Origin of the sequence: Allocoprobacillus halotolerans, assembly GCF_024399475.1 — a bacterium.
GTDB classification, from domain to species: Bacteria; Bacillota_I; Bacilli_A; order Erysipelotrichales; family Coprobacillaceae; genus Allocoprobacillus; species Allocoprobacillus halotolerans.
This window is the reverse complement of the sequence record NZ_CP101620.1, coordinates 2,685,806-2,712,430: the sequence shown is the minus strand read 5'-3', so window position 1 is coordinate 2,712,430 and position 26,625 is coordinate 2,685,806. Positions and strand designations below refer to the sequence as shown.

37 protein-coding genes are annotated in these 26,625 nt (G+C 31.1%); 30 read left to right on the top strand and 7 right to left on the bottom strand.

Annotated features, from left to right (window positions below):
* The first annotated feature begins 1 nt into the window (after window position 1).
* The 11 genes from NMU03_RS16040 to NMU03_RS15995 all read left to right on the top strand — a co-directional run bounded on the left by NMU03_RS16040 (window position 2) and on the right by NMU03_RS15995 (window position 10,491).
* The gene (locus NMU03_RS16040) at window positions 2-1,363 is read left to right on the top strand and encodes an amidohydrolase family protein (RefSeq protein ID WP_290139851.1); all 1,362 of its coding nucleotides are present in this window, start codon (window positions 2-4) and stop codon (window positions 1,361-1,363) included.
* Window positions 1,261-1,707 carry an adenine deaminase C-terminal domain-containing protein gene (locus NMU03_RS16035; RefSeq protein WP_353956712.1) on the top strand — a complete coding sequence of 149 codons (447 nt, stop codon included), beginning with the start codon at window positions 1,261-1,263 and terminating at the stop codon, window positions 1,705-1,707. Before NMU03_RS16040 ends, NMU03_RS16035 begins: the two co-directional genes overlap by 103 nt.
* Window positions 1,691-3,004, top strand: a complete 1,314-nt coding sequence (locus tag NMU03_RS16030) for an amidohydrolase (protein ID WP_290139850.1) — start codon at window positions 1,691-1,693, stop codon at window positions 3,002-3,004. The genes NMU03_RS16035 and NMU03_RS16030 overlap by 17 nt, the downstream gene beginning before the upstream one ends.
* A gap of 1 nt (window position 3,005) precedes the next feature.
* Complete coding sequence (locus NMU03_RS16025) at window positions 3,006-3,485, top strand: methylated-DNA--[protein]-cysteine S-methyltransferase (protein ID WP_290139849.1); 480 nt, start codon at window positions 3,006-3,008, stop codon at window positions 3,483-3,485.
* A 33-nt stretch (window positions 3,486-3,518) separates the two neighbouring features.
* A complete protein-coding gene (locus tag NMU03_RS16020) occupies window positions 3,519-4,067 on the top strand; it encodes a GNAT family N-acetyltransferase (RefSeq protein ID WP_290139847.1) in 549 nt (182 codons plus the stop codon).
* Window positions 4,039-4,617, top strand: a complete 579-nt coding sequence (locus tag NMU03_RS16015) for a xanthine phosphoribosyltransferase (RefSeq protein WP_290139846.1) — start codon at window positions 4,039-4,041, stop codon at window positions 4,615-4,617. Before NMU03_RS16020 ends, NMU03_RS16015 begins: the two co-directional genes overlap by 29 nt.
* Window positions 4,618-4,708: 91 nt before the next feature.
* The gene (locus NMU03_RS16010) at window positions 4,709-5,608 is read left to right on the top strand and encodes an amino acid kinase family protein (protein ID WP_435372913.1); all 900 of its coding nucleotides are present in this window, start codon (window positions 4,709-4,711) and stop codon (window positions 5,606-5,608) included.
* Window positions 5,605-6,039 carry an ACT domain-containing protein gene (locus tag NMU03_RS18130; RefSeq protein ID WP_435372912.1) on the top strand — a complete coding sequence of 145 codons (435 nt, stop codon included), beginning with the start codon at window positions 5,605-5,607 and terminating at the stop codon, window positions 6,037-6,039. Before NMU03_RS16010 ends, NMU03_RS18130 begins: the two co-directional genes overlap by 4 nt.
* 179 nt (window positions 6,040-6,218) lie before the next feature.
* Entirely contained in the window at window positions 6,219-8,723 is a 2,505-nt protein-coding gene (locus NMU03_RS16005) for a heavy metal translocating P-type ATPase (protein ID WP_290139844.1), read from the top strand.
* A complete protein-coding gene (locus NMU03_RS16000) occupies window positions 8,723-8,986 on the top strand; it encodes a metal-sensing transcriptional repressor (protein ID WP_290139843.1) in 264 nt (87 codons plus the stop codon). The genes NMU03_RS16005 and NMU03_RS16000 overlap by 1 nt, the downstream gene beginning before the upstream one ends.
* Before the next feature lie 98 nt (window positions 8,987-9,084).
* A complete protein-coding gene (locus NMU03_RS15995) occupies window positions 9,085-10,491 on the top strand; it encodes an alpha-amylase (protein WP_290139841.1) in 1,407 nt (468 codons plus the stop codon).
* On the opposite strand, the gene NMU03_RS15990 is transcribed toward NMU03_RS15995, so the two are convergent.
* Both NMU03_RS15990 and NMU03_RS15985 read right to left on the bottom strand, forming a co-directional pair.
* On the bottom strand, window positions 10,492-10,731 hold the full coding sequence (locus tag NMU03_RS15990) for a hypothetical protein (protein WP_290139840.1): 240 nt from the start codon (window positions 10,729-10,731) through the stop codon (window positions 10,492-10,494).
* A gap of 117 nt (window positions 10,732-10,848) precedes the next feature.
* Window positions 10,849-11,130, bottom strand: coding sequence for a hypothetical protein (locus NMU03_RS15985; RefSeq protein WP_290139839.1), 282 nt, complete (start codon window positions 11,128-11,130; stop codon window positions 10,849-10,851).
* A 160-nt stretch (window positions 11,131-11,290) separates the two neighbouring features.
* On the opposite strand from NMU03_RS15985, the gene NMU03_RS15980 reads away from it, so the two are divergent.
* From NMU03_RS15980 to mnmM, 4 genes are read left to right on the top strand one after another with little or no spacing between them, the layout of a single operon-like run.
* Complete coding sequence (locus tag NMU03_RS15980) at window positions 11,291-12,562, top strand: M15 family metallopeptidase (RefSeq protein WP_290139837.1); 1,272 nt, start codon at window positions 11,291-11,293, stop codon at window positions 12,560-12,562.
* A gap of 39 nt (window positions 12,563-12,601) precedes the next feature.
* The gene (locus NMU03_RS15975; RefSeq protein ID WP_290139836.1) at window positions 12,602-12,967 is read left to right on the top strand and encodes a cobalamin-dependent protein; all 366 of its coding nucleotides are present in this window, start codon (window positions 12,602-12,604) and stop codon (window positions 12,965-12,967) included.
* 38 nt (window positions 12,968-13,005) lie between these two features.
* The gene (locus tag NMU03_RS15970) at window positions 13,006-14,235 is read left to right on the top strand and encodes a B12-binding domain-containing radical SAM protein (protein ID WP_290139834.1); all 1,230 of its coding nucleotides are present in this window, start codon (window positions 13,006-13,008) and stop codon (window positions 14,233-14,235) included.
* The gene (mnmM, locus tag NMU03_RS15965; RefSeq protein ID WP_290139832.1) at window positions 14,232-14,753 is read left to right on the top strand and encodes a tRNA 5-(aminomethyl)-2-thiouridylate-methyltransferase MnmM; all 522 of its coding nucleotides are present in this window, start codon (window positions 14,232-14,234) and stop codon (window positions 14,751-14,753) included. The genes NMU03_RS15970 and mnmM overlap by 4 nt, the downstream gene beginning before the upstream one ends.
* 9 nt (window positions 14,754-14,762) lie before the next feature.
* Here the strand turns inward: mnmM and brxF are convergent, their stop codons facing one another.
* Both brxF and NMU03_RS15955 read right to left on the bottom strand, forming a co-directional pair.
* The gene (gene brxF / locus NMU03_RS15960) at window positions 14,763-15,191 is read right to left on the bottom strand and encodes a BREX-3 system P-loop-containing protein BrxF (protein ID WP_290139830.1); all 429 of its coding nucleotides are present in this window, start codon (window positions 15,189-15,191) and stop codon (window positions 14,763-14,765) included.
* A 102-nt stretch (window positions 15,192-15,293) separates the two neighbouring features.
* Window positions 15,294-16,700, bottom strand: a complete 1,407-nt coding sequence (locus NMU03_RS15955; protein WP_290139829.1) for an ROK family protein — start codon at window positions 16,698-16,700, stop codon at window positions 15,294-15,296.
* A gap of 207 nt (window positions 16,701-16,907) precedes the next feature.
* Here NMU03_RS15955 and NMU03_RS15950 point away from each other — a divergent pair, with 207 nt between their 5' ends.
* The 9 genes from NMU03_RS15950 to NMU03_RS15910 all read left to right on the top strand — a co-directional run bounded on the left by NMU03_RS15950 (window position 16,908) and on the right by NMU03_RS15910 (window position 21,680).
* A complete protein-coding gene (locus NMU03_RS15950) occupies window positions 16,908-17,372 on the top strand; it encodes a hypothetical protein (RefSeq protein WP_290139828.1) in 465 nt (154 codons plus the stop codon).
* 109 nt (window positions 17,373-17,481) lie between these two features.
* The gene (locus NMU03_RS15945; RefSeq protein WP_290139826.1) at window positions 17,482-17,655 is read left to right on the top strand and encodes a DNA alkylation repair protein; all 174 of its coding nucleotides are present in this window, start codon (window positions 17,482-17,484) and stop codon (window positions 17,653-17,655) included.
* Entirely contained in the window at window positions 17,622-18,140 is a 519-nt protein-coding gene (locus NMU03_RS15940) for a DNA alkylation repair protein (protein ID WP_353956711.1), read from the top strand. The genes NMU03_RS15945 and NMU03_RS15940 overlap by 34 nt, the downstream gene beginning before the upstream one ends.
* Before the next feature lie 23 nt (window positions 18,141-18,163).
* On the top strand, window positions 18,164-18,697 hold the full coding sequence (locus tag NMU03_RS15935; protein WP_290139824.1) for a DUF3795 domain-containing protein: 534 nt from the start codon (window positions 18,164-18,166) through the stop codon (window positions 18,695-18,697).
* 69 nt (window positions 18,698-18,766) lie between these two features.
* Complete coding sequence (locus tag NMU03_RS15930; protein ID WP_290139822.1) at window positions 18,767-19,303, top strand: metalloprotease family protein; 537 nt, start codon at window positions 18,767-18,769, stop codon at window positions 19,301-19,303.
* 139 nt (window positions 19,304-19,442) lie between these two features.
* A complete protein-coding gene (locus NMU03_RS15925; RefSeq protein WP_290139821.1) occupies window positions 19,443-19,988 on the top strand; it encodes a Sir2 family NAD-dependent protein deacetylase in 546 nt (181 codons plus the stop codon).
* A 222-nt stretch (window positions 19,989-20,210) separates the two neighbouring features.
* Entirely contained in the window at window positions 20,211-20,642 is a 432-nt protein-coding gene (locus tag NMU03_RS15920; protein WP_290139819.1) for a hypothetical protein, read from the top strand.
* A 13-nt stretch (window positions 20,643-20,655) separates the two neighbouring features.
* On the top strand, window positions 20,656-21,135 hold the full coding sequence (locus NMU03_RS15915; RefSeq protein ID WP_290139817.1) for a GNAT family N-acetyltransferase: 480 nt from the start codon (window positions 20,656-20,658) through the stop codon (window positions 21,133-21,135).
* 26 nt (window positions 21,136-21,161) lie between these two features.
* Window positions 21,162-21,680, top strand: a complete 519-nt coding sequence (locus NMU03_RS15910) for a transposase (protein ID WP_290139815.1) — start codon at window positions 21,162-21,164, stop codon at window positions 21,678-21,680.
* A 53-nt stretch (window positions 21,681-21,733) separates the two neighbouring features.
* Here the strand turns inward: NMU03_RS15910 and NMU03_RS15905 are convergent, their stop codons facing one another.
* Window positions 21,734-22,105, bottom strand: a complete 372-nt coding sequence (locus tag NMU03_RS15905; protein ID WP_290139813.1) for a hypothetical protein — start codon at window positions 22,103-22,105, stop codon at window positions 21,734-21,736.
* 106 nt (window positions 22,106-22,211) lie between these two features.
* On the opposite strand from NMU03_RS15905, the gene NMU03_RS15900 reads away from it, so the two are divergent.
* From NMU03_RS15900 to NMU03_RS15875, 6 genes are read left to right on the top strand one after another with little or no spacing between them, the layout of a single operon-like run.
* A complete protein-coding gene (locus NMU03_RS15900) occupies window positions 22,212-22,742 on the top strand; it encodes a DUF5662 family protein (protein WP_290139811.1) in 531 nt (176 codons plus the stop codon).
* Window positions 22,743-22,779: 37 nt separating this feature from the next.
* Window positions 22,780-23,790 (top strand): D-alanyl-D-alanine carboxypeptidase family protein, encoded by a 1,011-nt coding sequence (locus tag NMU03_RS15895; RefSeq protein ID WP_290139809.1) that lies wholly within the window; start codon window positions 22,780-22,782, stop codon window positions 23,788-23,790.
* A complete protein-coding gene (locus tag NMU03_RS15890; RefSeq protein WP_290139808.1) occupies window positions 23,783-24,352 on the top strand; it encodes a hypothetical protein in 570 nt (189 codons plus the stop codon). The genes NMU03_RS15895 and NMU03_RS15890 overlap by 8 nt, the downstream gene beginning before the upstream one ends.
* Window positions 24,345-24,854 carry a spore maturation protein B gene (locus NMU03_RS15885; RefSeq protein WP_290139806.1) on the top strand — a complete coding sequence of 170 codons (510 nt, stop codon included), beginning with the start codon at window positions 24,345-24,347 and terminating at the stop codon, window positions 24,852-24,854. The genes NMU03_RS15890 and NMU03_RS15885 overlap by 8 nt, the downstream gene beginning before the upstream one ends.
* Window positions 24,855-24,898: 44 nt before the next feature.
* Window positions 24,899-25,702 carry a pseudouridine synthase gene (locus NMU03_RS15880; RefSeq protein WP_290139804.1) on the top strand — a complete coding sequence of 268 codons (804 nt, stop codon included), beginning with the start codon at window positions 24,899-24,901 and terminating at the stop codon, window positions 25,700-25,702.
* A gap of 45 nt (window positions 25,703-25,747) precedes the next feature.
* Window positions 25,748-25,972, top strand: coding sequence for a hypothetical protein (locus NMU03_RS15875; RefSeq protein WP_290139802.1), 225 nt, complete (start codon window positions 25,748-25,750; stop codon window positions 25,970-25,972).
* Between the two features lie 36 nt (window positions 25,973-26,008).
* Here the strand turns inward: NMU03_RS15875 and NMU03_RS15870 are convergent, their stop codons facing one another.
* Together NMU03_RS15870 and NMU03_RS15865 are read right to left on the bottom strand one after the other, a co-directional pair.
* Entirely contained in the window at window positions 26,009-26,191 is a 183-nt protein-coding gene (locus NMU03_RS15870; RefSeq protein ID WP_290139801.1) for a ferredoxin, read from the bottom strand.
* 205 nt (window positions 26,192-26,396) lie between these two features.
* The gene (locus NMU03_RS15865; RefSeq protein WP_290139799.1) at window positions 26,397-26,579 is read right to left on the bottom strand and encodes a ferredoxin; all 183 of its coding nucleotides are present in this window, start codon (window positions 26,577-26,579) and stop codon (window positions 26,397-26,399) included.
* Between the last annotated feature and the right edge of the window lie 46 nt (window positions 26,580-26,625).

Genomic DNA, 26,625 nt, shown 5'->3' with positions numbered 1-26,625 from the left:
CATGAATCAGCTCATTAAAAATGTACAGCTTTATAATACATTTACACAAAGTTTTGAAAAGAAGAATATCTATATTCGAGATGATAAATTCTATTATATTTGTGATGATGAGCCTCTTGATGTTGAAAATGTGATTGATGGACAAGAGAAGTATATGATTCCTGGATTGATTGATATCCATATGCATATTGAAAGTTCTATGACAATTCCTAGTGAATTTTCTAAGGCTGTTTTACCTCATGGGGTCACAACGGTAGTTGCTGATCCCCATGAAATAGCCAATGTTTTTGGTGTACGTGGAATTGAAACAATAGTATCCAATGAAACGACATTGGATATTTTTTATGGAATTCCTTCTTCTGTTCCATCGACAAATGAACAATTAGAAACAACAGGAGGAAAGATTGGCGAAGAAGATGTTCAACAATTATTAAAAAATCCTCGTATTTTATGTTTAGGAGAAGTCATGAATTTTAAAGATTTGATTGGTGGTGAAGATACACTCATTAATCGTATTATTCGTGCTTGTCATGAACAAAAATGGCAAATGCCTATTGAAGGACATTGTCCTCGTATCAGTGGTCTTGATTTGGCAAGATATATTTATCAAGGGGTTGATGCTGATCATACCCAACAGACACCAGCATCTATTGTTGAAAAAATTAAAAATGGCATGTTTTTAGAAATACAACGTAAATCCATGACTGCGGAAAATATTCAAACTTTAGTAGACAATCAATTTTATGAATATTTTGCTTTGGTAACTGATGATGTGATGGCTGATCAATTACAAAATGGACATTTAAATTTATTAGTAAAATTGGCTTATGATTTAGGAATGCCGATTGAAAAAGCTATTTATTGTGCAACTTATACGCCTGCAAGACGTATGCATATGATTGATCGGGGATGTATTGCTCCTGGAAAAATAGCGGATTTTATTTTATTGGATGATTTGTATGAATTTTCAATTGATCGTGTTTATAAAAGAGGACAATGTGTCTATGATCAATCAAAAACAATTGAAATTCAAGAAACAGAGCCACAGTTTCCTCAAGATTTTTATCATTCATTACATGCTAAAAAAGCAAGTGCATCAGATTTTATGATTGCATCTTGTCAAAAAGAAGTGCTTTGCCATGTGATGGAAGTACAACCCCATTCTACCTTTACAAAACATTTGAAGATGACTTTACCAGTTAAAGATGGTTATGTGGATTATGCCAGTGCAGGATTAAGTTTATTAACTGTGTTTGAAAGATATGGGAAAAATGGGCATGTGACACATGCTTTGGTGAAAAATACTTTGCAAAAAAAGGAGCTATTGCAACGAGTTGGGCTCATGATCATCACAATATCATGATTTTAGGAAATAATGTAGAAGATATGATCAAGGCACAACATCAACTGTTAGATCAGCAAGGTGGTTATCTGGTTGTTGAAAATCAAAAAGTTCAAGCCAATGCTCTGTTGAATGTAGGTGGTATTATCAGTGATCAGCCACTTGATTGTCTTGCTAAAGATTTGTGTGAAGTTAGAAAAGCTATGGAACATTTAGGATATATCCATGATAATGCGATTATGTCTTTTTCAACTTTATCTTTACCAGTTTCACCAGAACTAAAGGTAACGGATTATGGAATGATGGATACTTATCATCAAACAATTGTACCACTTATGGAGGAATATGATGAAAACACTGATTAAAAATGTAACAATTTTAACCATGAATGAACAATTGGATATGTATCAACAAGGTGAAATGTTGATTGAAGATGATACAATTATTGAAATTGGGAAAACATGTTCAGGCACTTATGATCAGTGTATTGATGGACATCAAGGTATTTTATTACCAGGTATGATTAATACGCATACACATTTAGGAATGATTCCTTTTCGTGGCTTAGGAGATGACTGTCCAGATCGTTTACGTCGCTTTTTGTTTCCATTAGAATCAAAATGTATGACACCTGAACTGGTTTATCATAGTTCTCGTTATGCCATGGCAGAAATGCTGCTATCAGGAATTACAACTTTTATGGACATGTATTATTTTGAAAATGAAGTTGCCAAGGCAGCTGATGAAATGAAGATGAGAGCTTTTGTTGGTGAAACGATTGTTGATTTTCCTAGCTGTGATAGTGATCAAGCCTATGGTGGTTTAGATTATTGTCAATGGTTTATACCTAAATGGAAAAATCATCCTTTGATTACACCATTTGTTGCGCCACATGCGACAAATACCAATGATTTAAAACATTTACAATTAGCAAGTCAATTGGCTCAAAAATATGATGTACCATTTTCTTTACATGCCAGTGAACTTGATTATGAAATGGACTATTTTCAAAAAGAATATCAAATGACACCAACTGAATTTTTAAATCATTATCATCTTCTTAATAAAAATGTTGTTTTGGCTCATTGTATTCATATCAATGATCATGATATAGATTTAATAAAAGAAAACGGAGCATCTGTAGCGCATTGTTTGGTTTCTAATTTAAAAGCTGGAAAAGGCGTGATGCCATTAAAACAATTATTAGAAAAAGATGTTTTTGTAGGTTTAGGAACGGATGGACCATCTAGTGGTAATACTTTAGAGCTTTTTTCCATGATGAAAATGATTGCCTGTGTTCACAAAACTGTTAATCATGATCGCAATGCTTTTCCTTGCCAGGATATTGTATCATTAGCTACATTACAAGGTGCCAAAGCACTTCATATCGATCATCTGGTTGGATCATTAGAAATTGGTAAACGTGCAGATTTTATCATTGTGGATACAGATAGTGTTTCTATGTATCCTCTCTATGATCCTTATTCAGCACTTGTCTATAGTGCAAATGCTGGGCTTGTCAATACAGTTTTTGTAAATGGTGAATGTTTAGTGAAAGATAAGACTTTACAAAAAGTTTCATTAGAAGAATTAAAACAAAATCTTCAACAGGATTCATCGACTTTTTCAAAACAGGCTTTAGAATATGTCAAAGGACTATAATATGAGTTCAATATATTATTATGAATATTCATTTCCTATTGGAAAGTTGATGCTTGCCTGTCAAGACAATCACATCATTTATTGTGGAAGTCCTATTGAAATCAAAGATGCTATTTATGAAAAAAATAAATGTTTAGAAGATATATCCAAACAGATATATGAATATTTTGATAAAACAAGGATAAATTTTGATTTTCAATATCGTTTTGTAAAAGGTACAGCCTTTCAACAGAAAGTTTGGAAAGCCACGATGTCAATTCCGTATGGAACGACTAAAAGTTATCAGGAAGTTGCTCAAATGATTGGTCATCCTCGTGCTTATCGAGCAGTGGGCAGTGCATTAAGAGAATGTCCATTTTCATTATTGATACCATGTCATCGGGTGATTGGTTCTTCACACAAATTAGGTGGTTATGGTCGTGATATGGACATCAAGTTATTCTTGCTTCATCATGAAAATCCAGACTTGGTATCATTTTAATAATATGTTAGAATGATAGAGGAGGGTGATGATATGAAAAAAATCTCTTTATCACAGTTTGATGATGTCTATGCACTTTTTCAACAATCTTTTGTACCGTCTGAATTAAGACCCTATCAATATATGAAAGATTTATTTCAACAAGGTTTATTTTGTATTTATGCATGTTATTCTAAACAGGAACTGCAAGGCGCTATGATTGTCTGGGAATTGAAGCATTGTGTTTATCTGGAAAATTTTGCCGTTCATGAAAAGATGCGTGGCCAAGGTTTAGGTAGTGATTTAATGAAACAGTTTTGTCAAATGTACGTTAACGACTTTTTGTTTTTAGAAGTAGAAGAACCATATGATGATTTTTCTAGAAGACGTATTCAATTTTATGAACGAATGGGATTTATATTGAATCCTTATGATTATATTCAACCAACATTTCGTCAAGGCGATCAACCAGTTATTTTAAATATGATGACTTATCCAGAAATGATGGATGAACAAAAATATCAAAAAATAAAAAAGAAATATTTGAAGTTGTGTATCAACAAAAGGGAGAATTATGAAAGCATTAGAAGAAAAAATTATTAGAGAAGGAATTGTAAAAAAGGGAAATATTTTAAAAGTTGATAGTTTTTTAAACCATCAGATTGATGTTGCGTTTTTAGATGAAATGGGAAAAGAATTTCAGACACTCTTCCAAAATCAACCAATCACTAAGATTTTAACGATTGAAGCAAGTGGGATTGGTGTTGCTGTGATGACTGCCAGACATTTTCAAAATATACCTGTTGTTTTTGCGAAGAAATCAAAATCTTCCAACATTTCAGATGAACTTTATCATACAACAATAGATTCATTTACGCATCAAAATACTAATGATGTTGTGATTTCTAAACAATATTTAAATGAAAATGATCATGTGTTAATTATTGATGACTTTTTAGCTAATGGATGTGCCGTGTTAGGATTAATTGATTTGATTCATCAGGCTGGTGCAACTGTTGAAGGAATTGGTATCGTCATTGAAAAAGGTTATCAAGTGGGTGGTCAAAAAATTAGAGAGTTAGGTTATCATTTAGAATCACTCGCGATTATTGATCATATGGATGATGTCAAAGGAGAAATTACTTTTAGATAGAAAATATCTCAGGAAACTGGGATATTTTTTGTTTAAATATTGAATAAAAGCTAAGAATCATGTATCCTATTGATAGAAATGGAGGGGTTTGATGAGTAAAGTTGTAAAATTTGGGGGTTCATCTTTAGCAGATGCAACACAGTTTCAAAAAGTTTATGAGATTATTAAAAGTGATCAGGAAAGGCGTTATGTGGTGCCAAGTGCACCGGGTAAAAGATTTAAAGATGATACAAAGGTGACTGACCTTTTATATAAGATTTTTTATGCTAAAACAAAAAATGAATTTCATTTGTATTTTGATCAGATGAAAGAACGTTTTTTAGATATTATTGATGGTTTGCATTTAGATATGTCTTTGGATGATGAATTTCAGATTATTCAAGAGGCTTTAGAAAATGGAGCCAGTGAAGATTATATTGTCAGTCGAGGAGAATATTTAAATGGGAAAATATTAGCTAATTATCTTGATTTTGTATTTATTGATGCCAAAGATGTTATTTTTATTGATAAAGATGGACGTTATGATGTGAAAAAAACAGACAAGATTTTATCACAAAAATTAGAAACGACACCTTATGCAGTCATTCCAGGTTTTTATGGTTCTTTAAATGATGGCAGTGGTCAAATTAAAGCTTTTTCAAGAGGTGGTTCTGATGTAACAGGATCAATTGTTGCGAAAAATGGAAAAGTTGATTTATATGAAAACTGGACAGATGTTTCAGGATTTTTAATTGCTGATCCATGCATTGTGAAAAATCCTGATGTGATTGAAACCATTACTTATAAAGAATTACGAGAATTATCTTATATGGGGGCTTCTGTTTTACATGAAAATTCAGTCTTCCCAGTACGTAAAGAAGGGATTCCTATTCACGTTAAAAATACCAATTGTCCTGAAGATCCAGGAACATTGATTGTAGAAAGTACCTGCCATAAACCAGCACATGTGATTACTGGAATTGCGGTAAACAAGGTTTTGCGACTGTCATGATTGAAAAAGATATGATGAACTCAGAAGTAGGATTTGGGCGTAAAGTTTTACAGGTCTTTGAAGATTATCATATTTCATTTGAGCACATGCCTTCTGGAATTGATACAATGACTGTGATTGTCAATACTGATGATTTTATTGATAAAGAACAAGATATCTTAGCAGGATTACATCGCATAGTCCATCCGGATTCAATTGTCCTTGAATCTGATTTATCATTGATTGCCGTTGTAGGACGTGGAATGAAAGCCAGTCGAGGAACAGCAGCACGTGTTTTTAAAGCTTTAGCAAGAGAAAATATCAATATTAAAATGATTGATCAGGGATCAAGTGAGTTGAATATTATTATTGGTGTACGTAATTGTTATTTTAAACCAGCTATAAAAGCCATTTATCAAGAATTTATTGTAAATGATAAGGAATCAGTATGAGATTTTCATATTAGAAAACGTACGAAGAAGGGAAAATTGAGTTGATTTTGAAATAGGTTATTAGATTTTTATTCCATAGACTATATCGTTAAGATATAGTTTTTTTATCATATGACTTGTTTTTTTATAAAAAGAGCGTATAATGACAGTATACCCCACAGGGGTATAGGAGGTATCTTATGAAACAGAAATATGATGTCATGGGGATGACGTGCAGTGCATGTAGTGCCCATGTTGATAAAGCCGTTAGACAAATTGATGGTGTCAAAGATGTCAACGTGAATTTACTAAGTAACAGTATGGTTGTTGACTATGATGAAAGTAAAGTCAATGATCAAATGATTTTTCAATCCGTAGAAAATGCTGGATATAAAGCGGCATTAGAAACACAGACTGTACAAGCAAAAAAACAAGAGGAAACAGTTGATCATAAGAAAAAGTCATTGATTTTATCTTTTATTTTCTTGATTCCTTTATTCTATATTTCAATGGGACATATGATGGGAGCACCATTACCAGCCTTTTTAACGGGTGAAGAAAATATGATGGTGTTTGCCTTAGCTGAACTCTTTTTAACTTTACCAGTGATGTATATTAATCGCTATTATTTCCAAAGAGGGTTCAAATCATTATGGCATCGTTCTCCTAATATGGATACATTAATCGCAATGGGTTCATCAGCTGCTGCTCTATATAGTATTTATGCTGTGTTTATGATGGGGTATGATTTAGGACATGGAAATATGCATCAGGCTCATCAATATGTGATGCAATTATATTTTGAATCAGCTGCCATGATTCTCACATTGATTTCTTTAGGAAAATATTTAGAATCACGTTCTAAAAAGAAAACAACTGAAGCAATTGAAAAATTAATTCATCTTATGCCTTCAGTCGCAACAGTATTGAAAGGTGGTATAGAAAAAGAAGTTCCTATTGAAGAAGTACAGGTAGGAGATATTGTTGTTGTGAAATCAGGACAAAGCATTCCATTAGATGGTGTGATTGTTCAAGGACATACTTCAATTGATGAATCTATGATTACTGGTGAAAGTTTGCCAGTTGATAAAACAGTCAATGATCGTGTTATTGGTGCCACAATGAATGTAGAAGGCTATATACAAGTACAAGTTACACATACAAGTCAGGAAGCGACTTTATCTCAAATTATTGAACTTGTTGAAGAAGCCAGTTCATCAAAAGCACCGATTGCGAAATTAGCCGATCGTATTAGTGGTATTTTTGTACCTATTGTTATAACAATTTCTTTTATCACTTTTATTTTATGGATGACATTAGGCAATCAGACATTCCATTTTGCTTTAACATGTGCTATCGCTGTGTTGGTTATTTCTTGTCCATGTGCTTTAGGTTTAGCAACTCCAACAGCGATTATGGTTGGAACGGGAAAGGGTGCTCAGTTAGGCATTTTGATTAAATCAGCAGAAAACCTAGAATTATTATCAAAAGCTGATAGTATTGTTTTAGATAAAACGGGAACCATTACCAAAGGAAAACCACAGGTGACACAAATATATCCTATCGGTATGAATGAAAAAGAATTGTTAACTTTAGCGGCTTCTATTGAACAAGCTTCACAACATCCACTGGCGAAGGCGATTGTAGAATATGGAAAAGCCAATCATATTGAATTACAAACGCTCGATCATTTTGAAATGTTATCAGGAAAGGGATTAAAGGGAACTGTTAATGGTAAAATAATCTTATCTGGTAATCAACGTCTAATGAAGGAACATGATATTGATTTATCACCTGTTGAAAAAGAAGCTGCCCTTTTAGCAAGTCAAGGTAAAACACCACTTTATTATGCTTATGATGGACAAATCGTTGGATTGATTGTGGTAAGTGATGTCTTAAAAGAAACAAGTCAAAGTGCCATTGAACAGTTAAAAGCAATGGGATTATCTATTTATATGCTAACGGGGGATAATCGTTTAACTGCTCAGGCTATTGGTGATGAATTAGGAATTCAAGTTATTGCTGAAGTCTTGCCACAGGATAAAGAAAAACATATTAGAGATTTACAAGCCAGCAGGCAGCGTGTTATTATGGTAGGAGATGGAATCAATGATGCACCAGCCTTAATGCGTGCAGACGTAGGTATTGCGATGACTTCAGGAACAGATATTGCGATGGATTCAGCTGATATTGTTTTAATGAAAAATGATTTACAGGATGTTGTCAATGCAATTGAATTAAGTCATGCGGTTTTAAAAAATATCAAAGAAAATCTTTTCTGGGCTTTTTTCTATAACGTGATAGGTATTCCAATTGCAGCTGGATTATTTTATCCATTCTTTGGATGGTTGCTTGATCCTATGTTTGGCGCAGCAGCCATGAGTTTAAGTTCTGTCTTTGTTGTCAGCAATGCTTTAAGATTAAGATTCTTTAAACCAAAACATCAAAATCAAATGATTGAACAGGAAAATCAAATTATGAAACAGGAGGAACATAAAATGGAAAAAACTATGAATATTGAAGGGATGATGTGTCCAAATTGTCAAAAACATGTGGACAAGGCATTAAATAGTATTGATGGAGTCAAAGCAACAGTTGATTTACAAAATAATTGTGCTTATCTTCAATTGGACAAAGACATTGATGACAGTATTCTTATTCAAGCGGTTGAAGATGCCGGTTATAGTGTTAAAGGAATTCAATAATGCAGGCTAATCAAAAACAAGTTACACGCTTATTAAAAACAGCTCGTGGACAGATTGATGGAATTATTAAAATGATTGAAGACGATCGTTATTGTATTGATATATCTAATCAGATTATGGCAACACAAGCGATTTTAAAACGTGCGAATAAAGAAATTATTGGAGCGCATATGCAACATTGTGTTCATGATGCGATTGGCAGTGAAGAAGCTGATTTGAAAATTGAAGAAATGATGACAATTATTAGTCAGTTAATGAAATAATGAAAAGTTGGAAATCTTATTGCGGTTTCCACTTTTTTCTTTATACTCATTGTAGGAGGCGATGAAATGAAACAAGGTGTTTTCATGCAATATTTTGAATGGTATTTGCCTTCAAAACCGCATCTTTTTCAAAAATTATTGATGATGCTAAGCATCTTCATGAGATAGGAATCACGGCTTTATGGTTGCCACCAGCTTATAAAGGGATGGCGGGTAATCAGGATGTTGGCTATGGTGTTTATGATTTATATGATTTAGGAGAATTTGATCAAAAGGGAAGCATTTCCACAAAATATGGGACGAAAGAAGAATATTTAAAAGCCATTGATACATTACATCAGTATGGTATTCAAGTTTATGGTGACATTGTTTTGAATCATCGTATGGGTGCTGATGGCTATGAAGATGTGAATGCTTCGATGGTTAATCAGCATAATACTTATCAAATGGAAACAAAAGATGAATGGATACGTGTACCCACACTTTTTACCTTCCCACAAAGACATCAAAAATATAGTGATTTTACTTGGGATTGGACTTGTTTTGATGGGATAGATTATGATGCGAAAACAAAACGTCATGCGACATTTCTTTTTCATGATAAGACATGGGATACACAGGTGGATGATGAAAATGGAAATTATGATTATTTAATGGGTGCTGATCTAGATTTTTCTAATCCCCGTGTTATTGAAGAATTAGAAAGATGGGGAAAGTGGTATTTAGATACAACCCATATTGATGGCTTGCGTTTAGATGCTGTGAAACATATTCGAGCAACTTTTTATCGTGACTGGCTTTCAAAAATGCGTCAATATATCCAAAAAGAATTATTTGCTGTGGGAGAGTATTGGCATGGAGATGTTCAAAAATTATTAGGCTACTTACAAACGGTTGATTATCAAATGTCTTTGTTTGATGTTCCTTTGCATTATCATTTTTATGAGGCATCCCAAAGTTTTGGACAATATGATATGTCTCAAATCTTTGAAGGAACACTGGTTCAAAAAGCTTCAGGTCATGCGGTAACATTTGTTGATAATCATGATACCCAACCCCAACAAGGTTTACAGTCATGGATACTAGATTGGTTTAAACCATTGGCATATGCTTTAATCTTACTTAGAAAAGATGGCTATCCATGTGTTTTTTATGGTGATTATTATGGCATTAGTCAACCCGTAACACCAGCTTTTTATCAAGTCCTTGATCGTTTATTGTATTTACGTCAACATTATGCTTATGGAAAACAAAATGATTATTTTCAAGATCGACATATCATTGGATGGACACGTGAAACTTATGGTTTGGCGTGCGTTATGACCAATCAAAAAGGTGGTTCTTTAAAAATGTATGTTGGACAACAATTTGCTCAAAAGACTTTTTATGATTATTTAAACAATTGTGAACAAACTGTTGTGATTGATGAACAGGGATATGGAAATTTTCCAGTGAAAGATGGCAGTGTCAGTGTTTATATTTCAAAAAAAGTGGCAATCAAATGATTACCACTGGAAACTCAAATAAAGAATTGTTGTCATAAAGGTTAGTGCTAGGGCTATTTGAAAAATCATCAATAGCCTTTTTAATAAAGTTTTTGGAATTTGATGTTGACTAGCTTTTTGAATGAGTTGATATGATATTGCAATGGGGATGAGATTTATTAAACTGAAAGGACAACCCACACAGGCAATAAAAGCCATCATCAAACCAGCAAAATAATATTCTTTATATGTTGTTTCCATAAATTCACTTCCTTATATCTTTATTATACAAGATTGGAAAAAAGAGAAGTGAAGTTTATATTAAGTTTTTCTAAAGATTATAAAAAAACAATCTTGAAAAAATTTCAGATTGTTTTTTTAAGCTTTTTTAGATTTTTTCTTATTCAGAATAAACACAACAACGATGACAATAATAAGCATAATACCGGCACAAATACCTGCTGTTGGTAAAAGTTCAGGTTTACTGAAAGCTTTTGTCCACATTGCGATTTTTCTAATTAATATTGCGATTGCATATCCTGCAGTAGCACTTCCAAGTAAAGCTAAAATAGCTTTGAACCATTTTGGAAAGACTTCTGTAAATAATACAGCAGTAATGAGGCAGATACATGCAATAAACATACAAATAACAAAATGCATAGAGAAACCTCCTTTATATACAACAATTAAAATAACATAATTAAGGCAAGATTGCAATAAGATTATGATATGTCGTTTTTTAATCGTGTGAATTTTGCCGAAAATGTAGAATTATAGCGATGAATATGATAAACTATAAGGCATAGAAAAGAGGTAGATTATGAGATTCAATAGAGGTAAAAGATATACATATTATAGTTCGTATTCTTCATCAAGACGTTCAAGAATACGTTGGGATAGAATTGCAATTATAGGTGTGGTTATTGCGATTATTATAGGAGTAATTGTCTGGTTTAATTTTAGTCGTATTCAATTGGCTTTTAAAGGGTATTCTTTTTCCCAACAAAGTGATATTTTAGCATTAGATGGTGATGAAGTTGATGAAATCTTATCTCATGATAAGATGGAACATATTACACAATGGCTAACACAAAGTGAAAAAGTGTCATATTATGATGAATATGAAAAATATTTATCTTTACATAAAGATATGGAAGTGGCTGAAATTATTTCAACTGTTGATAATATTTTTGAAAACTATGTTCCTAAATTAACAACTTTAAATTATTCTAATGATCAGATTTGGGAAGTCTTAAAAACAGCGGGTGTAAATGAAGTCAAACATTTGGTTGATAAGCAATATACTTATGCTCAAATTGAACCTTTTATGAAGGTCAAAGGCTTTGTTTTTGCAGATATTGATCAATATATGGAAGTTTATAAAGACAATAAAAATTATAATTATGCGGTATTAATTACAACGTATCCATTTATTATTTTTGAAAATGATACTGAAAAAACTTATACGATTCAAAACCCAGATGATATTTTATCATTGGTGAAAAAAGGATTCTATTTACCAGCTAATTATGAACCAGAAGATTTGACGAATCCTGATCCAAATAAAGTGAAAGTTGCATCAGATTGTGAGGATTCAAGATTAAGAAAAGAAGCCGCTGAAGCTTTGGTTGATATGTTTGAAGCAGCAAAACAAGAAGGTTATGATTTGGTTGTCAATAGTGCTTATCGTTCTTATGCAAAACAAAAAGCAACATATGATGATTACTTTAAAAAATATGATCCTGTAACAGCGGCAAGTCTTGTGGCTCAACCTGGAGCCAGTGAACATCAAACAGGATTAGGTGTTGATTTAACATGTCAAGCAGTTATTGATGATAAGTTAAATGGTATTGAAAACAGTCGATTTGGTTATAAGCCAGACTACAAATGGTGTGTTGCTAATTCTTATAAATATGGTTTTATCTTAAGATATGAAGAAGATAAGGCAGATATAACAGGAATCGCAAATGAGCCTTGGCATTTTAGATATGTTGGTAAAGAAGCAGCTAAGGAAATCTTCAATAATGGATGGACATTAGAAGAATATTGTTTAAACAAAGGGGTTATCCCTGATATTAAAGAAGGTTCATAATCTAGGGACTATCCCTAGATTATTTTTTAGGAGAAAATTATGAAAACATTAATCACAACATTAAATTCAAAATATATTCATACTTCATTATCGCTACGACTACTTTATGTTGCCTCATATCATGATTTTGATATTGATTTTAAAGAATATACAATTAAAGATTCTTTAGACCATATTGTTGATGATTTGTTAGGTATGCATTTAGATGTTATTGCTTTTTCATGTTATATATGGAATATTGAATATATTGAAAAAATATGTCATCAATTACGTCAAAAGCAGCCTCAAATCATTATCATTTTAGGCGGACCAGAAGTTACATATGAACCACAGCACTTTCTAGAACAATTTCCAGTTGATTATATTATCAGTGGTGAAGGAGAAGAAGTTTTCCGCAATTATTAAAGGCTTTAAAACAAGATCAACCTATTGATTTACCCGGTGTGAGTTATCAAGGTCATATTTCATCAATGATAGCCGCAGCTAATTTAAAATATGTAGAGTCTTTGGATTCTCCTTATGATTTACCACAAGATCGCCAAGACCAAGGCAAACGCATTTTATATTTTGAAACAAGCAGAGGATGTCCTTTCCAATGTCAATATTGTTTATCATCATTGGAACAGGGATTAAGATTTTTTAGTGAAGATTATCTCAAAAAACAATTAGATATTATTTTTAATAGTTCAGCCAAGACGATTAAATTTCTGGATCGTAGTTTTAATGCTGATGCTAAACATGCGATTATGATTTTAGATTATATTTTTAAACATTATCGTCATGGACAACAGTTTCAATTTGAAATCAATGCAGATGTCTTGAATCAAAAAATTATCGATTTTATAAGAGAGTATGCACCTCCAGGATTATTACGTTTTGAAATAGGCATTCAATCAACCTATGAACCAACCAATAGAGCTGTCAAAAGAATTCAAAACTTTGAACGTTTAAGTGAAGTTGTCAAGATGTTGATGGAAGATGGAAAATGTGATTTACACTTAGATTTGATTGCTGGTTTACCTTATGAAACTTACGAAAGATTTGCAAAGTCTTTTGATGATGTTTTTGCTTTCCGTGCTAAAGAATTACAGCTAGGTTTTTTAAAACTATTAAGAGGGACATCATTGCGTAATGATGCTAAAGACTATGGTTATGTTTATCAACAGGAACCACCTTATGAAATGTTAGAAAATAAATGGTTAAATCACGAAGATATGCATAAGATTCATATGGCAGAAGATATGCTTGAAAAATATTGGAACAGTGGAAGATTTACACGTACGATGAATGCAGTGATGGATGAAGTGGATTCACCTTTTGCCCTCTTTTATGATTTGGCTTGTTTTTATCAAGACAATCACTATAAAACAATGGGTTATCAGTTGGATGAACTTTATAGTTATTTAGATGCTTATTTACCTGAAAAGTATCATGATTTATTAATTATGGATTATTTGTTGCAGTTTAAAGTGAAACCGAAAAGATGGTATCCATCTTCTTTATCACCTCAACAAAGAAAAGAAGTCATGAGAAATTTAGCAAAACAATATCATTTGGATCAAGAATTGCTTTTTAGATATGCGATTGTTGAAGAAATACAAAATCAATATCTCGTTGTTATCTATAAAGATTATCAATGTCAATGGACGATGTATAAGAAGGTGAATGTATGATAACAATGGTAGAATATGTTCATCAAAGAATAGCAACTTATGATTTTCAAATTGGTGTAGATTTCACAATGGGAAATGGATATGATACACTTTTTCTAGCTCAACACTGTCAACAGGTTTATGCTTTTGATATTCAAAAAGAGGCCTTAGAAATGACGAAACAGCGTTTAGGAACACTATCTAATGTCCAATTGATTTTAGATAGTCATGAAAATATGGATCAGTATCTGACAACCTTTGATGTTGGAATCTTTAATTTGGGTTACTTGCCTCAAGCTTCACATCATATTACAACGACACTTGCTTCAACACAAAAAGCACTTACAAAAGCAATAAAATATATGCAACAAGCCCTTTTTGTGGTGGTTTATCCTGGTCATGAAGAAGGGTATCAAGAAAGTATCTGGATTGATGCGTTTGTTTCTCAACTGGATTCCCATCAGTTCCATGTTTCTAGTTTTCGTATGTTAAATAAAAACAAAGCACCTTATGTGATTGAAATAGAAAAGAAGCAGTAAGTGCTGCTTCTAGCATAAGATGTATTTAAAATCATTGTTATCAGTTGAATAAATAAGATCTTCTGTAGAATCACTACGGAAATGGAAAAGTTGCCCATCTTCAATTTTTCCGTTCCATGTTGCGACAACAGGGATATCTTTTGATAATTCTTTAAGGAAAGCTAATAAGTCAATTTGGCTGTTTTTAGCATAAAGAAGTTTTTTATTATCTAATAATAAGACTTTTTGATGATAAGTTGTTAAAAAATTTTTCATTTCAGGAAGTAGTTTTTCACTTGGGGTATGATAGAAAATCTTATCTAGATCAAGAATAGGAACACCTGTTTCTTCGCTATATTCACGAATGACTTTTGATTTTCCACTACCAGGTTGGCCAATAATTAATAAAAGTTTGTACTCTGCATGACTGATGTCTTCTATTTTTTTATTCAAATCCATTGCTATAATCTCCTTTTCTGTTTTTATTGTTAAGATTATTATAGCATTTTCTGTAAGCGTTTTCTATGTATATCGTAAAAAAAGCTTTTTTTATCCTTGCTTTTAGTGTTGCAGACATAAAATCAATTGTCCCAGCAGAATATATTCTTGAATATTTTCAATTTTAATAATTTGTGGTAAATAATTTTCAGGAATGTACTTTGCTAACATCTTTGTTAATTCTTTAATATCAGGAATTAAAGTACATGAAAGAATAATGGCTTGAGGACCAATCACTGAAGAAAGAGCTGCAATTGTTTTGGAAACAAGTTCTAAAGCACCTTCTGGTGTTTTGGCTAAAGTACGTGGTGGAGCTGAATAATCCAAAGGTAAATATTGGACTTCACCAGCAATATGATAATGTCCTTTGACTAACTGACCATTAACAATCACACCGGCACCACCAAAAAAATTTGTGGGTTGGAAAAGAAAGACAAATGATGAAAATTGTTGTTGTGAAGCATAGTAACCGACAGCGGCTGTATTGACATCATTGTCAATGACTATGTGTATTTGATAACGCTCTTTTAACAATTGATGCATATTGACATCATGTAAACCAAAGACGTTCATAGAAGTTACAAAGCCATCATTAATAATTCCTGGTGTTGAAATACCAATGATTCGAATATCTTTATATTGTAATAAAATTGTATCAATCACATCATAAATATCTTCCATACTGATTTTTAATTTGATGATTTCATTACTTACAACCACTTTATTTTGTTCATCATATAATTGATAAGCAATATGCACACGTAAACTATTTCTAAAGATAGATAAAACAAGAATTTTTGTATCTTGGTGTGGAATCATCTGTAAAGGTTGAACACGATGTTCAGTTTTAGCAGGTTCAGGTGTTTTTTGATGTTCTAAAGCATGACGCACCATTTTTAAAGTTTCAGCCACATCATATTTCGCAAAGACTTGTGGAGGCATTTTTAAAACAATTTTATCTTTGAGTATTTCTTGGACTTTAGCGTGCATAAAGGAAATTTGTGGTGCCAGTAAAATCACATCAAAATCATTACCGATATTAAATAAATCGGTATAACCAATGGCTTTCACTTCATAATGATAATCTAAGATTTGCGCAGCCTCATTTAACTTAGAGGCAAAATAAGATGTTGTCAAACCACCACTACAACTTAATAATATTTTAATTTTTGGCTTTTCAACGAGTTGTAAAATATTATTCATCATTTCATTGAAAAGTTCAGTGGCGTGTTTCATTGTTTTCATTTGAAAATGTAAATAAAATTCAATGTTTTGACTGATTGTATTAGTAACGCTTAATTCTATAATATTTAATGGATTAAAGATAACTTGACTAGAACTATAATTGGTTGTGATATGAATGATATTATCATTTTCTTTGTCAAGTTCAATGTGACAATGACTCTGGTTTTGAATGAGAATCCATTGTTTAAAAATCATTGTATGAATATCTCTTAAAAATTCATCCATAAAAATTCCCCCTTTATCTTTATTATAATAGGTGTTGTTAAGAAAAGCTTTGATTTTGCTAAAGTAGAAAATATTTTTTTAAAAAATATGTTTTGAAGGTCATTTTTTGATAAATTCTTTTCTTTAAGTTTTTATTTAAAGAATATGAAGGAAATTTTTAAACTTTTGAATGATAAATAATGATAATAATAACAGGAGGTTAAAGAGATGGAAACAATTACAATTAAACCACATCATTTTTTGGATGTTATCAAATTATATGGATCAGGAATTGAAGTCTTTGTTCCAGATGAAAAAATGGGACATAATTTTTATCAAATAGCTAATCAGATTATACAAAATCCTTATTTACAATGCCAATTAACAATAACTGGAGATGATATTTGTTTGCCTTGTCGTTATTATCAACACCACCAATGTCAGGATATCATGACTCATATTTCTAATTTTTCAAGTAAAAATCAGTATAATCAATTATTAGATCAAAGAATCATGAAGTTATATCAACTGACACATCAAAGCTATCAAGCGTTGGAATTATGTGAAATCTTTTATCTTCATCATGAGTGGATTGAACGTATATGGTTGGAAGAAGATGAGCAGGCTGTTCAAAAACGTCATGATTTCTTTGTGAAAGGAGCTTGTCTTTATATTAAAAAATACAAAACATGATATAATAAGGGTAGATATTGAAAAGGGAAATGAAAAATGATGATTATGCAGTTTATAAAGTTATACCATGTTTAAGAATAGCTAATATTGTAGTAATGGAGGAGAGAATATGGATAAATATTTAGAAATCAAGCAACTTTTTGAATCTCAAGCACAATCTGAAAAAGCATTACAAATGGCAAAATATATGCGTAATCAATTTGTTTTCTATGGTATACCAACACCTCAAAGAAAACAAATTTATAAAGAATTATTGAAACAAGAAAAAAGAATAAACAAATAGACTGGGAATTTCTTAATTTATGTTATCAAGATGAACATCGAGAGTTTCAATATCTTGTTGGTGATTATTTACAGACTATGAAAGCCTTTCTTAAGTATGAAGATATTGCTTATATTCAAAAATATGTACAAACCAAACAATGGTGGGATAGCGTAGATTTTTTAGATAGAATCATAGGTGATATAGGATTACATGATCAACGTGTGAATGAGTTGATGTTGGATTGGTCAAAGAGTAATGATATTTGGATGAGAAGAATCGCGATTGATCATCAACTATGTCGTAAAGACAAAACTAATATACAATTATTAGAAAAGATTTTAGTCAACAATCTAGGCAGTGATGAATTTTTTATTAATAAAGCCATTGGTTGGGCATTAAGAGATTATTCAAAAATCAATCCTCAATGGGTTCAGTCTTTTATTGAACGTCATCAAGATCAAATGAGTTCATTAAGTATTAAAGAAGGCAGTAAATATATATAAATTGATGATAGAAGTTTGATTTCATGAAAGGTTTTCAAAGAAACAATCAGTTCTTATCTTTATGTGGATTGAATTGTGGTTTATGTCCTATGCATTTATTAAATCATTGTGGAGGATGTGGAAATGGCAATCAGTCCTGCCAAATAGCTCGTTGTTCTTTAGAACATAAAAGTATTGAATATTGTTTTGAATGTCATTCTTATCCATGTGAGAAATATTTACATATTGATGATTTTGATTCTTTTATAACGCATCAACATCAAATAAGAGATTTAGAAAAAGCACAAAAAATAGGAATCGATGCATACAATCAAGAACAACAGGAAAAAATAAAAATTCTTTATGATTTACTTAAAAATTATAATGATGGACGTAAAAAAGCCTTCTTTTGTATAGCTGTAAATTTATTGGAATTGTCAGATCTTCAAACGATTATGAAAGCTATTCAAAAAGAAAATTTATCCACATTATCAGATAAAGAAAAAAGTTTATTTGTGGTAGACATGATTCAAAAAGTAGCAAAGTTTCATAATATATCTTTGAAACTTAAAAAATAAATAATATAAGAAAGTGGAGTGTTTTATATGGCTATACAATGAAAAGGAAAACTTGTTGATGAAAAACAATTGGAAACAATAGATATATCGAAATATACAAAAATCAAACAGAGTCCTATTGATTATGTACTTACAGCACTGATTTTGGTATATCCAATGATTTGTGGTATTCAATTATTAATTTGTCGTTATAATGGACAACTTATAAATGTGCTCATAGGTGATTTAATAGGTTTGTTTATTGTCGTTATATTGATGATTTGTCATGAAGTTTTACATGCTATCACTTTTTCTAAAAACGAAAAGGTATCTATTTGGTATCATGGTTTTACAATGATGACTTATTGCATAGAAGAAAAAACACCAATGAGTATGATTTATACCTTGTTATTACCAAATTTAATTATCACTTTACCATTTATTATTTTTAATATTGTTTTTTCTCTTTTTGTGACACCTTCGCTTTATATGAAAATATATGGATTGATAAGCTTAATTATGATAACAGGTTCATTCAGTGATTTATCACAAGCTCTAATGATTATCAAAAATAAGAGAAAAATACATACAATCAAACTTAATGGACATCAGTTTTATTATCAATGAAATTGTTTTGAATAGAGTGTTTAAAATAAGCAACTATCAAATATGGTAGTTGTTTTTTGATAATATGTTTTGTGATTGAGAGAATTAATCAACATTCAATTTGATAATATGATATAATAAGGAACGAGGAGTGATGAAAATGAAGATTATAGCATTTACAGGAGCAGGGATTAGTAAACAGTCTCACATTCCTACATTTATGGAAAGGCCTGATATTAGAGAAAAGTTATTTAGAGATTTTGCCAATACACATCATGAAGAATATAATGAAGTCATTAGACAGTTAAAAACCAATATGAATGGGGCAAAACCAAATGATGCTCATATCGCTTTAGCCCAATATAAGATACCTGTTATTACAATGAATATTGATGGTTTACATCAAATAGCGGGAAGTGATGCTTTAGAATTACATGGTGGTTTACCTGAAGATGATGAAATGGATGAGGCATGGATGTTATATAATAAACCTGTATTATATGGTGATCCTGCGCCTAATTATGCGAAAGCCTATCAAATGGTTTATGATTTAGAACCAGATGATATACTTTTGGTTATTGGATGTTCATTTCATACAGCCATTGCTGTTGATTTAAGAGAAGTTGCTAAATCAAGAGGTGCAAGGGTAATTGAAATTCAAGAAGATGCTGCGCACAATGTCAGAAAAGTATTAGAAGAATTATAATAAATAATATTGATAAAAAATTGTAAGGGGTGATGTCATGCATCATCAAAAGAATACATTGATGTCAAAATGGATATATTGGTGGGCATTAGCGTATGTGATTCTTTTATATGTATATCTTTTTATTCCTGCATAACATATCACAATACAAAATAACAATCCTTCAATCATGACATACATACAAATGATATTATCAATTTTCTTCCTTTATTTTTAGGTGTTATGAGTTTTATTATGATGAAATTTCAAAAAGATATAATGACAAGAGAAGAATTATTGAATTGTGCAGTGCTTGTCAAATATAGTTTGATTCCTCTTTATCTCTTTGGTGGACTCTTGGCTATTGTATTATTTTTTATGACTTTTATCCCTGTACCTTTTATGATTTTTGCTGCACCAATGGGAATCGTTTCTCTTAATGTTTATGGTTATATATTTTTACTTGGAAGTATGCCTTTTTCGATGTTTTATCTAACAAAAGTGAAACAAGAAAAAGTTAATAACAATATAATTATCATGATTGCTAGAATCATGCAGTTTTTCTTATGCTTTGATGTTATTGCTATAATGATTTTATCATTTAAAGAGAACAAATGGAGAAAATTAACACTTACCATTATTGGTATTGTTATAACGATTATAAATGCACTTTGATAGGAGATATAAGATGAATACAGAATTAACATTTAGATATGCGAAAAGAGAAGATGTAGGCTTGATTTTAAAATTTATTAAAGACCTTGCTGAATATGAAAAAATGTTAGATGAAGTGATAGCCAATGAAGATACTCTTTTAGAATGGCTATTTGATAAACAAAAGTCAGAAGTTATCTTTGCTTGTATCAATGGAAAAGAAATAGGCTTTGCATTATTTTTTCATAACTTTTCTACTTTTTTAGGGAGAGCTGGTTTATATTTAGAAGATTTATATGTTTTACCTGAATATAGAGGAAAAGGCTATGGAAAGGCAATATTAAAAAAATTAGCTATGATTGCCAAAGAACGCCAATGTGGACGTTTAGAATGGTGGTGTCTTGATTGGAATCAATCAAGTATTGATTTTTATTTGTCATTAGGTGCCCAGTCTATGTCAGATTGGACAGTATATAGAATATCTGGTGATACATTAGATGAACTTGCTAAATAATATATGGATGTAATAGGAGTGATTATATGATAGATATAAGTCATATTTTTTCGTTAAGTCATCATACAAGAACGCAAAGTTTATCACTGTGTGGATATTTGGAAGCTATTGTTGGAAAATATTTTCTATCTCAATCAGGAAATCCTGATTCTTATTGGTATGCAGTTTATTATGGTGCATCAATAAATAGCCACGATGATTGTGTAGAAATCATTGATCATAATTTAATCGGTTATGTTTATTATGACAATAGAGTCGCTTTTATTTTAAATGATTATCTTGAAACTTTTATGAAAGATACGTTGGATTATGATATTCATTACATATCTTTGGATTCGTTAGATAAAGAATGTCTTGAATGTCAAAATGATGAACAATATCGTCAATATATTTTACCTGCTTTGTGGATAGATGATGATTTTTTATATAATGAAAGAATTCCATTTGATTATGAAAAATTTGAACTGATTGATGAAGGTGTTCAATATCTTAATCCTAAGCATTTTTCTGTGAAGAATTTTGTGAAGTCCTGTCAAATGGATTGAAATGTATATAAATTGCATAAAGCAAATAAAGGGTGTTTAAGAAAATCAAGTCATTAAAACTTGATTTTTTCGTATTGTAATAATTGTTCACGTGCTTGTTTATAATGTTGTAATTGAACAATTATTTCTTTACGTGTCTGTGTGATAATATATTCAGCACAACCTATCGCAAGTATTAATGCAACAATCACAAAGATAGGTGTTGAATATAAGAAAAATGCACTGTGTGTTAAAAAATATAAAACAATCAAACATCCAACAACAGCTAATGTTTTGATCAGTGTTCTTGTACTAAGAAAACGAGCATACATATCATTTCTAATGCTTTGATATGCGTCTTGTAATAATGTAATAATTTCAGAGCATTTTTCAAGTGTTAATTCATAGTCATTAATATTTGTGCGAACATCAACTTTAATTGACATCTCTCAAACCTCCTCTTACACATTGACTACATTATAGCACTGTTTGAAAAAAATAAAGAGATTTACATAAAATATAAAACATTGTATACTAAATACGGGTGATTTGATGAAAATTTTAGGACATTTCAAAACTATCACAAAACATAAATGGAAAGTTATGAAACTATGTTTTCGTATTGGTTTATATAAACAAGGTTTACTACATGATATGTCAAAATATTCATGGTGTGAATTTTCAACAGGTATATATTATTATCAAGGGGATAAATCTCCTAATTCTGTAGAACGTCGTGAAAAAGGATACTCATTAGCGTGGTTACATCATAAAGGAAGAAATAAACATCATTGGGAATTTTGGGTTGACTTTACACGTGATGGTTTATTACCGGCAAAGATGCCAACACGTTATGTTTTAGAAATGTTTTGTGATCGTGTTGCAGCCAGCCAAACATATCAAGGTTCAAAATATAAAGATACCTTTCCTTTGGCCTATTATGAAAATGGCAAACATTCCTATATTATGCATCCTCAAACACGTCGATTTTTGGAACATCTTTTACATTATCTTCATGATTATGGATTGGATGCTACAATAAAATATATTAATCAACATCCTGAATGGAAGAAAAAATCATAACACACTTTTTATTTCATATAGTATTATAGGTGATACGATGAAAAAATGTGTGTTTTTTTTATGTTTTCTACTATGTATTGTTCAAGTTCGTGCTGTGAATTTTCAAGGTAAGGCTTATATTGTCATGGAAAGTACACATCAAAATGTACTAGAGGGAAAAAATACAGAATATGTCCAAAGTGTCGCATCCATCTCTAAAATTATGACAGCCATAGTGGCGATTGAAAATGGTAATTTAGATGATGAATATGAAATAGGCGAAGAAGTGAATGAGGCATGGGGAAGTGGAATCTATATACATATAGGTGACCGCATTAATCTTAGAGATTTATTACATGGCTTATTATTAAGAAGTGGTAATGATGCAGCCAATGTGATTGCGAAAAATGTTGGAGGCAGCATTGAAGAGTTTGTTGAAATGATGAATCAAAAAGCACAAGAGCTTCATATGACGAAAACGCATTTTTCTAATCCAACGGGTTTAGATGAAGAAGATAATGGCAATCAATCCTGTGTTTATGATATGGCTTTGTTGATGGCCTATTGTAGTCAAAACCCAATTTTTAATGATATTGTGATGAAAGAAACTTACCATCGTGAAGATGGTGGGGGAACATGGCATAATAAAAATAGGCTTTTAAATGAGTATGAATATTGTGTAGGGGGAAAAACTGGTTATACCAAAAAAGCCAAAAGAACACTGGTAACACGTGCTATTAAAGATGATATTTCATTAATTATTGTGACTTTTAATTGTGGAAATGATTTTGAGTTTCATCAACAAAAATATGAAGAATGCTTTGAAAAGTATCAAAATGTTTTAGTACTTTCAAAAGGCATTTATCAATATCATGGACATTCTTTTTTGATTGATCAAGATATTTATTATTGTGGTAAAGAAAGTCAAAATGTATCTTTACAATCACAAGGTGATATTTTAAAAGTGTGTATTGATCAAACACCCATATATCAAGTTTCACATAAAGGTTTCTGGACAACGATTGTTGAATATACAAGGATGTTAATAGGAGAATGTTTCAATGGCTAGAATATGGAAATGGTGTGTTGTGATTTTCTTATTGATTGGGTTGTTAAGGCATCAAGAAGAAGCTATGATGGTTGCATTGATGGATACTCCTTATATGGTTTGGGATTTACTTTTAAATGTTATTTTATCGGCTTGTTTATGGGGTGGTTTTTTAAATATAATTGAAAAAACAGGCTTTATGAATTATTTATCATTTTTATTGAAACCTCTTTTTCATTTGCTTTATGGTTCTATTATTAAAGACAAAGAAGTCTATACTTATTTATCTTCAAATATGATAGCCAATCTTTTAGGATTAGGGACTTTAGCGACAATTAGTGGTCTCAAAGCTTTTCAAACATTACAGAATCATAACGCTCATCCTCAATATCCTAGTCGAGCCATGTTGACACTTGTTATTGTGAATACAGCAGGATTATGTCTATTCCCTTCAACACTTTTTATGATCAGGCAACAGATGGGTTCACTTGAAATTTATGCTTTTTATCCTTATATGTTGTTGATTGGCGTATCTATTATTGTGATTGGACTTGTCATTCAAAGGGTGATTGATCATGAATAAAATCATTTTTATTTTATTGTTATGTGTTTTTATTGATGGTCTAATCAAACGTGTACCATTGTTTGATTATTTTATAGAAGGTGTTAAAGATGCCTTTCAACTCTTTAAAACATTATTAACGACATTTATGGCTTTCATGATTTTTGTTCAATTACTCCAAAGTAGTGGCACCATCGATTTACTCAGTCATTTTCTTTCTCCACTTTTAAATCTTTTGCATATTCCTATAGATATATTGGTTTTAGGTTTATTGCGACCAGTCAGTGCCAATGCATCATTATCTTATTTATATTCTTTTTATGAAATATTTGGTGTTGATCATCCTTTAAGTCTTTTAGCAACTCTTATTCAAAGTGGCAGTGATACAACCTTTTATGTTGTGACACTTTATTTTTCTTCGATTCATATGAAAAAAACAAGATATGCTTTGCCCATTGGTTTAACAATGGATTGTTTATCAGTTATTTTTGCGATTATAATTTATTTAAAAATGTTTGTATAATTGAATAAATTATGTATAATGGTATCTGGAAAGGACGGGATACTATGGAAAGACTACAAAAAGCAATTGCGGCGAGTGGATATACTTCAAGAAGAAAAGCTGAAGATTTGATTCGTCAAGGGAGAGTCGAAGTCAATGGTGAAGTCGTCAGTGAACTGGGATTTAAAGTGAAACGAGGAGACTTAATCATGGTGGATGGGAAATCTCTTCAAGGTGAAAATAAAGTTTATTATGTTTTTTATAAACCAAAAGGATGTATTTGTTCATTAAGTGATGAACTTGGCAGAAAGACAGTGATTGATTATTTTAAAGATGTTAAAGAACGTATTTATCCAGTAGGAAGATTGGATTATGATACTTCTGGTTTATTGTTGATGAGTAATGATGGAGAGTTTGCCAATTTAATGATGCATCCTTCATCACATTTAGAAAAAGTTTATGAAGTCAGTGTCAAAGGAATAGTTAGTGGTTTGACAGTGCATCAGTTAGAAAAAGGAGTCTATTTAGATGGTGTCAAAACTTTACCATGTCGTATTAAAATTGTTGGTAAAGATGAAGAACATGGTACAACAATGTTGATGATTAAATTGATTGAAGGAAAGAATCGTCAAGTTAAGAAAATGTTTGAAGCTGTTGAACATCCTGTGAAAAGATTACATCGTTTACGTGTTGGTAGTGTTGATTTGAAAGGATTAAGACCAGGACAATATCGTATGTTAAAACCACAGGAAGTCAAAGAATTAAAAGCAATGGCTTTGGCTAAAAAAATGCTAAAAAATAGTATAATAGAGAATATCTTTATGAGGATATTCTTTTTTTGTCGATATTTGTATGATGAAGTTTATTGAAGAAGACAATAAAGTGATTATAATAAAAAGCAAGGAGGATGAAAAATGCGTAGTGTTGTTTTAGAACCAGAAAAAACGAATGTTTGTGGTATCTGTGGGGCAACAGAACCCTTTATTGAATATAAAGAATTAGAAGGAGTTCATTTTATATGGTGTAAAAAATGTCATACAATTAGTTTTTTTAGACCATTAGAAAATGAAATGAAAAGACATTTAATTGAAATAGAAATGAATACTTATCATAGACATAAAGACGAAAAAGAGAGCTGATTTCAGCTCCTTTTTTATGACATATTTAAAATACTTTTACTTTTTCACAATGGCTTGCATTGGACATGCCACTTGTGCCTCTTTGATAATTTCTTCTAAACCATCGGAGATTTCGTCTACAATGACTTCAGATACATCATGATCATTGATTTGAAAAACATCAGGACATAAGGATACACACCAACCACAACCAATACAATTTTCATTTACTTTATACATTGTTTGACCTCCTATTCATAAATTTATTATATATAAAATAAAATAGTTTTCAAAGTGATTTTAATTATTGTTAATAATGTATATAAAAAGAGCGTTATCGCTCTTTAAAGTTCTTCACAGATTCCACATGCAAAACAGTGATCCTTATTAATTTTGAACATATTTTTCTCCTTTTTGAAAAAAAGAACCCGAAGGTTCTTATGTTTTATTCATTAACAATTGCGCTTACTGGGCAAGTTTCCATAGCTTCTTTAGCTGCATCTTCTAATTCAGCAGGAACTTCACCAATGATGTTTTCTGCTACATTATCAGCGTTTAAATCGAAAACTTCTGGACATACGGCAGTACATGCACCACAACCAATACAATTTTCATTTACTTTATACATTTTTATTACCTCCTATTCATACGACTATTATATACTAAATCGAATT